At 36.9% G+C, this 13,254-nt stretch carries 11 protein-coding genes; 7 read left to right on the forward strand and 4 right to left on the reverse strand.

Features of this window, described 5'->3' with window-relative positions:
• Positions 1-24: 24 nt before the first annotated feature.
• Positions 25-1,308: a glutamate-1-semialdehyde 2,1-aminomutase gene (gene hemL / locus AC07N0_RS22570; RefSeq protein ID WP_494591104.1), complete on the reverse strand. Its 1,284-nt coding sequence runs from the start codon at positions 1,306-1,308 to the stop codon at positions 25-27.
• Between the two features lie 329 nt (positions 1,309-1,637).
• Positions 1,638-3,245 carry an ABC transporter substrate-binding protein gene (locus AC07N0_RS22575; protein ID WP_494591105.1) on the reverse strand — a complete coding sequence of 536 codons (1,608 nt, stop codon included), beginning with the start codon at positions 3,243-3,245 and terminating at the stop codon, positions 1,638-1,640.
• 82 nt (positions 3,246-3,327) lie between these two features.
• Here AC07N0_RS22575 and AC07N0_RS22580 point away from each other — a divergent pair, with 82 nt between their 5' ends.
• The 4 genes from AC07N0_RS22580 to AC07N0_RS22595 all read left to right on the forward strand — a co-directional run bounded on the left by AC07N0_RS22580 (position 3,328) and on the right by AC07N0_RS22595 (position 7,444).
• On the forward strand, positions 3,328-3,783 hold the full coding sequence (locus AC07N0_RS22580; RefSeq protein WP_309922758.1) for a GNAT family N-acetyltransferase: 456 nt from the start codon (positions 3,328-3,330) through the stop codon (positions 3,781-3,783).
• A gap of 139 nt (positions 3,784-3,922) precedes the next feature.
• On the forward strand, positions 3,923-6,040 hold the full coding sequence (locus tag AC07N0_RS22585) for a Tex family protein (RefSeq protein ID WP_494591106.1): 2,118 nt from the start codon (positions 3,923-3,925) through the stop codon (positions 6,038-6,040).
• A gap of 284 nt (positions 6,041-6,324) precedes the next feature.
• Positions 6,325-6,858, forward strand: coding sequence for a DinB family protein (locus tag AC07N0_RS22590; protein ID WP_494591107.1), 534 nt, complete (start codon positions 6,325-6,327; stop codon positions 6,856-6,858).
• Positions 6,859-6,883: 25 nt separating this feature from the next.
• Positions 6,884-7,444, forward strand: a complete 561-nt coding sequence (locus AC07N0_RS22595; protein WP_492799568.1) for a C40 family peptidase — start codon at positions 6,884-6,886, stop codon at positions 7,442-7,444.
• On the opposite strand, the gene AC07N0_RS22600 is transcribed toward AC07N0_RS22595, so the two are convergent.
• Positions 7,441-8,370 carry an AEC family transporter gene (locus AC07N0_RS22600; RefSeq protein ID WP_494591108.1) on the reverse strand — a complete coding sequence of 310 codons (930 nt, stop codon included), beginning with the start codon at positions 8,368-8,370 and terminating at the stop codon, positions 7,441-7,443. The two genes, AC07N0_RS22595 and AC07N0_RS22600, sit on opposite strands and share 4 nt — an antisense overlap.
• A gap of 37 nt (positions 8,371-8,407) precedes the next feature.
• Positions 8,408-9,589, reverse strand: a complete 1,182-nt coding sequence (locus AC07N0_RS22605; RefSeq protein ID WP_494591109.1) for a hypothetical protein — start codon at positions 9,587-9,589, stop codon at positions 8,408-8,410.
• A gap of 288 nt (positions 9,590-9,877) precedes the next feature.
• Here AC07N0_RS22605 and AC07N0_RS22610 point away from each other — a divergent pair, with 288 nt between their 5' ends.
• The 3 genes from AC07N0_RS22610 (at position 9,878) to nspC (ending at position 13,124) form a co-directional block, all read left to right on the forward strand.
• Positions 9,878-11,092, forward strand: coding sequence for a saccharopine dehydrogenase family protein (locus tag AC07N0_RS22610; protein WP_492799571.1), 1,215 nt, complete (start codon positions 9,878-9,880; stop codon positions 11,090-11,092).
• Entirely contained in the window at positions 11,082-11,897 is an 816-nt protein-coding gene (locus tag AC07N0_RS22615; RefSeq protein WP_494591110.1) for an RpnC/YadD family protein, read from the forward strand. Before AC07N0_RS22610 ends, AC07N0_RS22615 begins: the two co-directional genes overlap by 11 nt.
• Positions 11,898-11,987: 90 nt before the next feature.
• Positions 11,988-13,124 (forward strand): carboxynorspermidine decarboxylase, encoded by a 1,137-nt coding sequence (nspC, locus tag AC07N0_RS22620; protein ID WP_494591111.1) that lies wholly within the window; start codon positions 11,988-11,990, stop codon positions 13,122-13,124.
• The last annotated feature ends 130 nt before the right edge of the window (positions 13,125-13,254 follow it).

Consider the following 13,254-nt stretch of genomic DNA (forward strand, 5'->3'; position numbering starts at 1 on the left):
TATAAGTCGAGTTGAAAACTCGACCTACTGAATTTCTTGTAAGCTTTCGTAATTAGCTTGTAAAATAGTTGCTATGTGTTCGTCTGTCAAGGCTGTTGAAAGGAACATGGCTTCATATTGTGATGGTGCCAAATATATGCCTCTTTTTAACATCGCTTGGAAGTATTTACCAAAAGCTTCTGTATCAGATGTTTTGGCATCTTCAAAATTGTTTACTGCCTTATCGGTAAAGAAAAGCGTGAACATAGAACCTACATGATTTAAGGTATAATTTAACCCTAATTTGTCCATGTTGGCTTTCATACCGTCGGTTAATCTTGTCCCTACTTCTTCCAAACGGGTATAAACCGATGGCGTTTCATTTAGATAATTCAACATCGCTAACCCTGCGGCCATTGCTATTGGATTTCCTGACAATGTTCCTGCTTGATAGACTGGGCCTGCGGGTGAAACAATATCCATGATTTCTTTCTTACCTCCATAAGCACCTACGGGCATTCCCCCTCCGATGATTTTCCCCATCGTCGTCATATCTGGTACTACACCACAACGCTCTTGGAAGCCTCCTTTGGCTAAACGGAAGCCTGTCATTACCTCATCAAAAATTAAGACGATACCTTCTTTGTCACAAATGGCTCTTAACCCTTCTAAGAAACCTTCGGCTGGTTTTACCAAACCCATATTCCCGACTACTGGCTCAAGGATGATACAGGCGATATTGCCTTTGTTGGCATCTACTAGGGTCTGTACTGCTTCTAAATTATTATAGGGTGCGGTCAGGGTATCGTTGGCTACGCCTTTGGTTACGCCTGGTGAATCTGGGCTTCCGAATGTCATCACGCCAGAACCTGCTGCGATAAGAAACGAGTCGCCATGGCCGTGATAGTTGCCTTCAAACTTAATCATTTTATCTCTGCCTGTATATCCTCTGGCAACTCTTACTGCTGACATCGTGGCTTCTGTACCTGAGTTTACCATGCGCACTTTTTCAACCGATGGAATCATTGAGCAAATCAATTCTGCCATTTCTACTTCTCGGCGTGTGGGCGCTCCAAACGAAAAACCACTTTGAATGGCATCTGAAACGGCTTTTTCTACTAATTCATTGGCATGACCTAATATCATTGGACCCCATGAATTGATTAGTTCAATATAAGCATTACCGTCTTCATCATATAAATAGGCTCCTTTTGCTGATTTTATAAATATCGGATTTCCCCCTACTGCACGAAATGCTCTCACTGGCGAATTCACGCCTCCAGGAATAAAATTTTTAGCTTTCTGAAAAAGTTGTTCTGATTGTGTCATTGTTGTTTTTTTTAAAAGGACTTTAGGATTTTGAGACTAGAGGACTTTAGGAATTAGGACTTTAAGATTTTTGGACTAGAAGACTTTAGGAGTTTTAGACTTTGGGATTGAAGACTTTATGATTTTGAGACTGAAAGACTTTAAGTTAAGTGAAACTTAAAATACTTCGTTCTTCAAAATCATAATCTTAAAGACATCAATTTTAGAATCTCCTAGCCCTAAAGTCTTCTAGTCCAAAAATCTTAAAGTCATAAATCCTAAAGTCATAATTCCTAAAGTCATAAAATCCTAAACTCCTCTAGTCCTCTAATCCTAAAGTCTCCAAAACCCTACTTCGCCAATACAAACTTATAATTTTGCAAAGTCGTAATGGGGCAAATTTGGTTGTCTTGTGATCTGAAATAATTAAAGCCTAATAAAGTATATGAATTATTGTAAGTAGCAGGAGTATCTAATCCTTTACGAATGTTATAGCCATTTTTTCCAAAGAGTCGCCCCCAGAAAAGGGTTAGGTCATAGCCATGAAAAGCATAATAAGAAGGAATGATGCCATACTTAGCTAAGTATTCTTTTCGGAAACTATCTACTTCTGGTTTATCATTGTCAACGAACTCTGGATTAATACAATAGATTTCCCTGCCCGCCAATGTTCCGTTACTTAGATTATAGCTATTGAAAGCCTCTGCCGTTGTAATTAACGGAGCCATTATTTCCTTTTTGTTCAAAGCCGTAATCATCGAAAGTCCAGCTTTCTTTTCAGACGTAGCCATAAAAATATGGCTTACCCTTTTCTCTGGAAGTTTAGCAATAATGTCTTCGGAACTAGTCTTTATCTTTTCAAACTTAATAATATCATAACCAATTTTTTCCATTTGCTTGCGATAAACCTCCGCTGTGACAGAATCATTCGTAGCATCAGAATAATAGATAGCTACATCTCTACCCATAAAAGCTTGTCGACTAACAAACTCAACGGCCTTCATCGCCTGCATGGCTGCCGAAGGCTGAGCCAAGAACGATAAGTTATAATCTTCCAGAATTTTTTGATTATTCGACATCGGGTTCACGATGGGAATCTGATTGGTTTCGCTATAAATAGAAGCTATTTTGTTAGTCTCTGTATAAAGTGGACCAACGAGTAAATCCATCATTTGAAACGAACGATTATTGACTAGCTCAAGCATTTCGTCGGGTTCGTTTGCCATGTCATACACAAAGCAATTTACCGTCACTCCTTCTTTCAGGAGTTGTGCTTTCGCCAATTTCATACCCTGATACAAATCCAATGCATATTGATTTTTTCTGGCCCTGTCGATACCCATATTCCTAATTTCAACTGGCACTAATAAAGCAAAATTAAAATATCCTTTAGAGGTTCTCGACTTTGTAACGCCCGCGGAAGTAGCACTAATGGTTAAATTTTGTTCCACTTTATCAGACAAAACCGTTTCATTCGGAAATTTCTTTGATAGCTCTTGAATTACTTTTGGTGAATCTATCCTACGGGTGTAAAATATTTTCATCTCCGTTAATTCATTTTGAAGAGAATCAGAAGGAATTTTTTGAGCAATTGTAAAACCCTCCGTATATTTTTTTTCTTCAAAAGCCAAGACACTTAACAAAAAGTTAATTTCAGCTTTACTAGCCCAGCTTGGGAATGCTATCATCAAATTTTTCAGGGTAGCTTTTGCTCCAGTAAATTCTTTTAATTGGATGGCACTCAAGGCAGCAAAGTAAAAAGTGTTGGGTACGAGGGCCGTTGCTACACGATTATTAGCAAGATGAGTGAAGGCTGTTTTAGCTTTTTCATACTCATGATTTTTGTATAATTCTAATGCTTTTTTATAAGCTTGCTCATATTCAGAAACCGTATTCTGAGCCTTCCCTACTTGAAAAGTAAACAGTATGATTAAAATCCAGATGAATCTATTTAGCATATTTGAAAATTTGAGTTTTACAAAGATAATAAACTTTGTATATTCACGATTGTATCAATTACTCATCAAAACTAATTTCATAATGAACATTCACTGGTACCTCAAGCATTTTAGAGACTTAACTACAATCGAATTATACCAAATTCTACAACTCCGTAATGAAGTTTTTATTGTTGAGCAGCATTGTCCTTTTCAAGATTTGGATAATAAAGACCTTGTCTCATTTCATTTTATGGGTTTTGATACCGAGACCCAAAAGATTGTTGCTTATACTCGCCTAATAGCCCCGGGCATTTCTTATGAAGAAGCGTCTATCGGCAGAGTAGTTACCTCACCACTGGCACGTGGTGGAGGCTTCGGCAAATCCTTGATGATAAAATCTATTGAAATGATGGAAAAAATCTTTGCAGGAAGCCCCATCAGAATCGGAGCACAATTATATCTCAAGCAATTTTATGAATCTTTTGGCTTTCAACAAGTTAGTGAAATATATTTAGAAGACGACATCGAACACATAGAAATGTTAAGGATTGAATAAAACAAATCCGTATTTTAGCGAACAAAAAACGCCAAATCATCATTTATTACTCAACATCAATTGACAAAAAACAAGCATTAAACATGGTAGGTTTAGCGACTCGTGCTACTATCACCAAGATTATTTTTTATATAAATTCATGAATAAAACACAGCTTTCAATTATTGCCAAAACCGTTGGCGTAAACATTACCCAAGTACAGAATACAATCAATTTATTAGAAGAAGGAGGAACAGTTCCGTTCATAGCGAGGTATAGGAAGGAAGCCACGGGGAGCTTGGATGAAGTACAGATTCTGGATATTAAAGAGCTTTTGGGGAAACTAAAAGAAGCCGATAAACGTCGTGAAGGCATTATTAAATCTATTGAAGAGCAAGGGAAAATGACGCCCGAGTTGTTAGAGAAGCTCAACAATGCCTATTACTTACAAGAATTAGAAGACCTTTATCTGCCTTATAAACAAAAGCGTAAGACAAGAGCAAGCATTGCGATTGAAAAGGGGTTAGAGCCTTTAGCAAAACTTATTTTTGAGCAAAAGGAAGCCAACATCCTTAAAAAAGCCGAATCATATTTGAATGATAAAGTAAGTAATGTAGAAGAAGCCCTGCAAGGGTCGAGGGACATTATTGCTGAATGGATTAACGAGAGCGTAGATGCCCGAAATGCCGTAAGAAAGGTATTTGAGCGTGAAGCGATGGTATATGCCAAAGTAAAAAAAGGGAAAGAAGAAGATGGAATCAAATATAAAGACTATTTTGATTTCTATGAACCTTTGAAAAAAGTGCCTTCGCATAGGTTGTTAGCCTTGCGTCGTGGCGAAGAAGAAGGATTCCTGAGTGTAAGTATTTCGCCAGATGAGGATAATGCGTTGGGGGCATTGGATAGAATTTTCTTGAAGGGTTTGCCTGATGCGAAAAAGATTGTGGAAGATTCCATCACCGACTGTTATAAAAGGTTGATGAAGCCTTCGATTGAAAATGAGTTTGCAGGGTTTTCAAAAGAAAAAGCTGACACTGACGCCATCAAAATTTTTGCACAGAACCTTCGTCAATTATTATTGGCATCGCCGCTTGGTCAGAAAAAAGTATTGGCCATCGACCCAGGTTATCGTACTGGATGTAAGACAGTGGTGTTAGATGGTCAAGGAAATTTACTGCACGATACCGTTATTTATCCATTCGATAAAGTACAGGAAGCGAAAAACGTTGTATTAACACTTTCGGAAAAATACCAAATAGAGGCTGTGGCTATCGGAAACGGGACTGCTGGCAGAGAAACAGAAGATTTTGTCAAGAAATTGCCTTTTAAGAAAGCACCACAAATTTTTGTAGTATCTGAACAAGGTGCTTCCATTTATTCGGCCTCTCCTATTGCCCGCGAAGAATTTCCAGATAAAGATGTTACTGTGCGTGGAGCCGTTTCTATCGGTCGAAGATTGATGGACCCTCTGGCAGAGTTGGTAAAAATCGACCCGAAATCTATTGGTGTGGGGCAATATCAGCACGATGTTGACCAGTCGATGTTAAAAGGCACGCTTGATACTGTTGTCGAGAGTTGTGTAAATGCGGTAGGCGTAAATTTGAATACGGCTTCAAAACATTTATTGAGCTACGTAGCGGGATTGGGGCCATCTTTGGCTGCCAATATTGTGAAGTATCGTCAGGAAAATGGCGATTTTAAATCTCGTCAACAAATTAAAAAGGTTGCTCGCTTAGGCGACAAGGCTTTTGAACAATGTGCAGGATTCTTAAGGATTCAGAATGCTGAAAATCCGTTGGATAATTCTGCGGTTCACCCAGAAACCTACCCTATTGTCGAAAAAATGGCAAAGGATTTAAAATGCTCTGTAAAAGACTTGATGAGTTCGGCGGAATTAAGAAAGCAATTAAATTTGAATGCTTATGCCAACGATAAAATCGGGTTGCTAACGCTTCAAGATATTCTGAAAGAACTAGAAAAGCCTTCGCGTGACCCACGCGAACAACTGACAGCTTTTGAATTTGATGCGAATGTGAAGAAGATGGAGGATTTATATGAGGGCATGGTGCTTCCGGGTATCGTCACGAATATTACAGCTTTTGGCTGTTTTGTGGATGTGGGCGTAAAACAGGATGGCTTAGTACATATTTCTCAGCTAGCTAACCAATACGTTTCTGACCCTAACCAAGTGGTGAAACTACAACAGCAAGTACAGGTAAGGGTAATGGAAGTAGATATCGCTCGTAAAAGAATTGCGTTGAGTATGAAGGCGGTTTAGATTTGGGGACTAAAGGACGTTTGGACTTTATGACTTTAGGATTTTGGGAACTTTTGGATTGGAGGACTTTAGGTTTAGGATAAAAGTCATAAGTGAATTACATAAGTAGCTTTTGGGATGACTATTCTAATAAGATAATCCTCAAAATTTCTATTAGCGGGTGACTTAAGTCACCCGCTAATAGAAAAGAATTAGAACTTAAAAGTGCTACTTCAATCCTAAAGTCATAAAGTCTTCCAATCCTAAGTCCATAGTTCTTAAAGTCTACAAAATCCACAAAAAAAATGAATCAACAAACTAACAACCTAGAAGTATGGATGCGTGGGCCCATTGCGGGGTTGGCTCCATTATTACAACCAGTGGCTCATGCAATCTTACAGGCTCGTGAAGAAGTAAATCTCATGATGATTGACTTCCCCGAAGAATTACTTTGGGAGTCTCCTGCAGGCTGTGCATCAGTAGCTTTTCATTTGCAACATCTATCGGGCGTATTAGATAGACTGTTTACTTATGCCAACGACCAAGCCCTAAATGAAGACCAATTAGAGCTTTTACAACTAGAATCTGTAAAAAATCAACCCAATATAAACGTAAAGACACTACTTACACGTTTTAACAATCAAGTAAACAAAGTACTTACACAATTAAAAAATACGAGTGAAAAAACGTTGCTGGAACCACGGGGCATTGGCAGGAAGAAAATCCCTAGCAATGTACTTGGATTGTTGTTTCATTCGGCCGAACATACGCAACGCCATACGGGACAGCTTTATGTCACCGTGAAAGTATTGAAGAGTGCCAAAAACAATCTTATTTAGCTATAAACATATTTTATTGATTTTTATGAGACAAAACCACTTGAATATTTTTTATCGTTTTTTTTTACTGATAAGCTTAGCTGTCTTTTTAGATTCATGTAAATTATTCCGTAGAAAAGAGGAGGATAATAATGTTGTCGTTGCTCGTCCTAAGCCTGTCACCAGACCAGCAAATAACAATAAGGTTTATAATAATAAAACCATCAATAACATTGTTTCAACAGCAAGAAGCTATACGGGTGTGCCTTATCGAGCAGGTGGAGCCGATAAAAATGGTATGGATTGTTCTGGTTTATTATTTTGTGTTTATTCGCAGTTGGGCTATAAAATTCCAAGAATCTCGTACCAGCAATCAGACTTTGGAAAAGAAATTTCCCTTGACGACCTCCGCCCTGGCGACTGGGTATTTTTTGTAACCAACAAAGGCAACGTAAGCAATATCAATCACGCTGGCATGATTACGGAGCGGAGAAGTAATAAAGAAGTAATGTTTATCCATGCCTCTTCCTCAAAAGGTATCAGAGAAGATAATCTTTTCACCAATTTCTGGATGAGTTGTTTTGCTAAGGCTAGTAGGCCATTTTAAGCTAGATGTAGCCCTATTACCAAAGCCCACATCATCGCAAAGCTAATCAGCATCGAAACATTGACTAACATTCCTGCAATTTTAGTATCATAATTGAGTTCGTCAGAGAAAGGTAAAAGTGTCATTCCAACAGGAATTATCAGCACAATCAACAATACATTTCTGTACAGTTGCTCTACAGGTAGGAAATAAAAGAAAGCAAAACCCAATAAAAATCCCCAGAAATAACGAATCATCAGCACCTTTGAAACTTTCTTGAATATTTCGCCAGAAATGGAAAGATTCAAGTAAATTCCCATGATTAATAATACAATCACTTTGTTTCCCCTTGCCATTACGTCTAGTACATCTATGACAATCGTAGGGAGTTCTATCTTAGCCAAATTAACAAAAACACCCAACAGAATAGCCTGAAAAGGCACTAAAGTAAAGATTTTCAAAATGGCTTTTTTCGCATTTTGACTGATTGTTGCGCCTTCATTTTTATCCGATAAAAATACCCCCGTTCCATAAACTAACCCAAAAATGGCAAAGGAATTACCAAAGTCAAACATTGCGGCATACACCATACCCGCCTGTCCCCAAATACCTTCAATCAAAGGGTAAGCAAAAAGCCCGAGGTTAAATCCTCCACTCCCCATAATCAAAATTGCCCTCATTTTCTGGGTTTGGTTTTTGAATAACCAAGCCGCCGTAAACATCGTCAGTAATGAAAAACAAAAAGAAATAACAGGAAGTAATAGTAGATTGAACTCAAAATGCACACGCCTCATTGTCAAGAACATTAAAGCAGGGAAAGTAGTGTGCATCAATAACTTAGAAACAACTTTGCCTTCTGTTTCAGATACAACGTTTTGGCGTTTTAAAAAATACCCTACTAAAATAATACTCAAAGCAGTGATAAAAACGGTATTGGTTTGATTCATGAAAATACTTAAAGAAAAACAAAGCGTTTTCTAAACTTTAGAAATGTTGGGAAAAATGAATGAGCCAGCTAAAAGCCTCTACTTTGTATAAGTTTAAAAGCAAAGAATAAGTTGGCGTCAGAATATTGACAAAAGCTATCAGGTATATAAACTTACTTGCTTTTTCCCCGATTTGTGCCACCAATAAATACACTACATACACTAGCAAGAAGGAATAAGCCAAGCTTCTGGTGACGTCTTCAACGGCAGTACCTACCAGAAAAGAAAGAATGAAAACGCCCGTAAACCATAAGGCAACTATATAATAATTCTTTTTAAAGAGGTAAAAGCAAGCAAAGATGATTAAAAGCAAGTTTAGTTTCAAAGATGAAAAAATAGCATAGGGAATCTTTGCTCCATGAATAAAACCCAAACCCAAGGTAACACCACTATGTGCGCCTACTGGTGTTTGCAGATGATAAAGGAAGTAAAAAATGATTCTGATGGAGGCATAAATGGCTAAACTAATAAAAACAAGCCAGAATGATTTGTTCTGAACAATGATTTTCTGGAAAGTAGTGATAAAATCTTTATTTGTGTCTTGTAAAGGATACAGCGTTAGCCCTGCAAACAATGGAATAATTAAGGATGGTACCACGCTCCTTTCATCTACAAAATAGCTAGCTACTAAAAACAAAATACACAGCGGATTTTTATAAAAATATAAGGAAAGTAGCAACCCAAAATAAGCGTAAGAATCGTAAAAAAGGGTGTCAAAATTAAAGGAATTGCCCACATACGAAAATAGCAGAGCGATAGTTCCCCAAAAACCCATTACATAATTGTTGGTGGCTTTATAGATCACCTTGACGGATAGCCATATAAAAAGAGGAAGTAATAAAATCTGTAGATAGAATAAACGAAGAGAGTTTAATCCAAAGGCATTTGCGAGGATATAAGGCGTAATCCTTAGGTCTCTTTTACTAAAATGGTCGTGGGGTAAAAGATTTTCAGTTGGTTTAAAGGGATTGGCAATCTTATTGTTGACAAATTGTTGAACCAACATATCATTTCCCGTCCAATCGTCATGTACTCTTTTCCTAATTACTTCTGGGAAATATATCAAAGAAAAAACCAGAAAAACGAATATACTGATACTAATACACCAGTATTTATTTTGCCAATATTTGATAAGCAAAGTATTGAAATTGGTAAAGAGAAGACTTATGTTTGGAAGCATATTGCAGAGTTTTTAAGTAAAAAATCTTGATATTAGAAAAACATACGCTTAAAAAATTACTAATCAACAGCAGGCTATAAAAACAAAAATAGGTGTTTTGAACCATTTTAAACCATCAGAAGAGTAAATTTTATATATCTCTAATAGTATTATGATAATCCTCAACAAATTTAATCTTCATAACTCCTATAATTTCTAAGCTTTAACTAATTTTGCAACTATATTCATGTATGTCGTAAATATGTAATGTATTTGTGGGCAGCATCTAACAGATAACATCAAAAAATAATGGGTAAGAAAGTTTTAATTATTGGTGCAGGAGGCGTAGGAAACGTAGTTGTAAAGAAATGTGCCATGAATCCAGAAGTATTTTCTGAAGTAGTTTTAGCAAGCCGTACAAAGCGTAAATGTGATGCCATTGCTGAGGAATGTGCTAAAATAGGACTACCAACCAAAGTAGAAACTGCGCAAGTAGATGCTGATAATGTACCAGAATTAGTAGCCTTGATTAATCAGGTGAAACCATTTATGGTTATCAATGTAGCTCTTCCGTATCAAGACTTAACAATTATGGATGCTTGTTTGGAAACTGGCGTTCATTATATGGATACTGCGAATTATGAACCAAAAGATGTTGCCAAATTTGAATATTCTTGGCAATGGGCATATCAAGAGCGTTTTAAAGAAGCTGGTTTGATGGCACTTTTAGGTTGTGGTTTTGACCCAGGTGTTACTCAAGTTTATACTGCTTATGCGAATAAACACCACTTCGATGAAATGCACTATTTAGACATCATCGACTGTAATGCGGGCGACCATGGAAAGGCTTTTGCTACCAACTTCAACCCTGAAATTAATATCCGCGAGATTACTCAAAAGGGACGTTATTGGGAAAATGGAGAATGGGTAGAAATTGATGCAATGTCAATTCATAAACCTATCGAATATCCGGGAATCGGACCGAAAGAATCTTATGTATTGTATCACGAAGAATTGGAATCGTTGGTTAAAAACTTTCCAACGTTGAAACGTGCAAGATTCTGGATGACTTTCGGGCAACAATATATTACACACTTACAAGTGTTGGAAAACGTAGGAATGACATCTATCGCTCCTATCAAATTCCAAGGAATTGATATTGTGCCATTAGAATTTTTGAAAGCTGTACTTCCTGAGCCAGGTTCATTAGGCGAAAATTATACTGGCGAAACTTCAATTGGTTGTCAGATCAAAGGGATTAAAGACGGTGTAGAAAAAACATATTATGTTTGGAACAACTGTAAACACCAAGATTGCTGGAGAGAAGTACAAGCGCAAGGTGTAAGTTATACCACAGGTGTACCAGCGATGATTGGTGCGATGATGATGATTACTGGTGAATGGATGAAACCAGGCGTTTGGAACTGTGAAGAAATGAATCCAGATCCATTCATGGCAATGTTGAATATTCATGGTTTACCTTGGAACGAAGAAGTAAACGGAGCACTTCCGCATGAGTATTAACGAATACGATAGAATTTTAAAGGAGAACATTGAACCTGTTCTCCTTCCATTTGCTCAGAAACTTTTGGGTTTAGAACGAGCAAAGTTCACAGCTATTAAAGATGACATACATGTTACGATTGAAAGAAAGCCTGATTTTCTGAAAAGAGTAAAAGAAGACAATGATTCTAATAGTTACATTTTACAAATAGAATTTCAGTCGGTTGATGATTCAGAGATGATTTATCGCATGTTAGAATACAGGGCTATTCTTCTACGAAAATATCATACTGAAATAAGACAAGTAGTACTTTATATCGGACAAGCTCCTTTGCGTAAAATGACGAAAAGTTTGTCAATGAACAATTTGTCTTTTGCTTATGAGCTAATAGATATTCGTTCTTTTGACTATGAATTATTTATTAATTCATCGATTCCTGAAGAAGTATTACTCGCTATTTTATCAAATTTCAATCAGACACCTCCTCATAAAGTTATCCATAGTATTTTGGATAAATTGCAGGAACTATTAAAAGGTGAACACCGTTTTGGTAAGTATCTAAAGCAATTGGAAGTGTTAGCTAAACTTCGTAATTTACAAGATGAAACCGTAAAACAGACTGCCATTATGCCCATTGTATATGACTTAGAAACAGACATCCGTTACGTACAAGGTATGACAATGGGTGAAGAAAAAGGGAAAGAAAAAACTCTTGATAATAATATCGTTTTATTACTTCAATCAAATTTGTTGACAGCCCAACAAATTGCTGAAACCTTAAATGTGCCTTTGAAAAGAGTGGAAAAGCTTAAAAAAAAGTTATAAGCATTACATCAAAAACAATAAAATTATTTTTGCCCGTATTGAAAAGTACGGGCAATTTTGTGAATAAATAAACCATTCATACAACAAAAAATGATTGATTTTTCTCAAATACCTTCTCCATGTTATGTATTGGAAGATAGGTTATTACGTAAAAATTTAGAACTCCTTCAATACGTTCAACAACAAGCTGGCATCGAAATCATTTGTGCATTAAAGGGCTTTTCGATGTTCTCTACTTTTCCGATGGTTCGCCAATATTTGGCTGGAGCGACGGCAAGTTCATTGCATGAAGCACGCTTAGCTTTTGAAGAAATGGGCTCAAAAGCACACGTTTATTCTCCTGCTTACTTAGATAAAGAATTTGACGAACTGATGTCTTATTCTTCACATATTTCTTTTAATTCATTGGCTCAGTTTGATAAATTCAAAGAAAGAACTATCCAGCATGGCATTAGTTGTGGGCTACGTATTAATCCGCAATATTCTGAAGTTGAAACAGATATGTATAATCCATGTATTGCAGGTTCGCGCTTGGGTATTACTCGCAATCAATTAGGTGATACTTTGCCTGAAGGCATTGAAGGCTTACACTCGCATACTTTGTGCGAGAATGATTCTTATACGCTTGAGCGTACTTTAAAGGCTATTGAAGAACATTTCGGAGATTTATTAAAACAAGCTAAATGGTTGAATTTAGGCGGAGGACATTTAATAACGCGTGCCGATTACGAGCCTGAGCATTTAATTAGTGTATTGAAAGGTTTGAAAAGCAGATTCCCAAACCTAAAAATTATCTTAGAACCGGGTTCGGCTGTAGGTTGGAGAACTGGATATTTAACGTCTACCGTATTAGACATCATCGATTCTCAAGGAATTAATGTGGCTATTCTTGATGTAAGCTTTGCCGCACACATGCCAGATACTTTAGAGATGCCTTATAAACCAAAAATTCTGGGAGCACACCAAGAGCCTATAGCAGGCAAACATACTTATCGTTTCGGGGGGATGACTTGCTTAGCAGGTGACTTTTATGGAGATTATTCTTTTGACAAACCTTTGGAAATTGGAGATTCTATCGTTTTTGATGATATGATTCATTATACCATGGTAAAAACAACTACTTTCAATGGTGTTAATTTACCTTCTATTGGTATCTGGAGAGAAAATGACACATTTGATTTAGTAAAAACCTTTGGTTACGAAAGCTTTAAAGATAGATTAAGTTAGTCCTCGTTATATCATAAACATGAGTCATCCCGAATTTTGGGCAAAATTTGTCCACAAGATATTGTGAATGGCTATTCTTATTCTGTAAATCGGTATCGAAGCATTTCGGTACCGATTTCCTGTATTTCCT

Source organism: Arcicella sp. GW821-FHT09D11 (assembly GCF_059416265.1).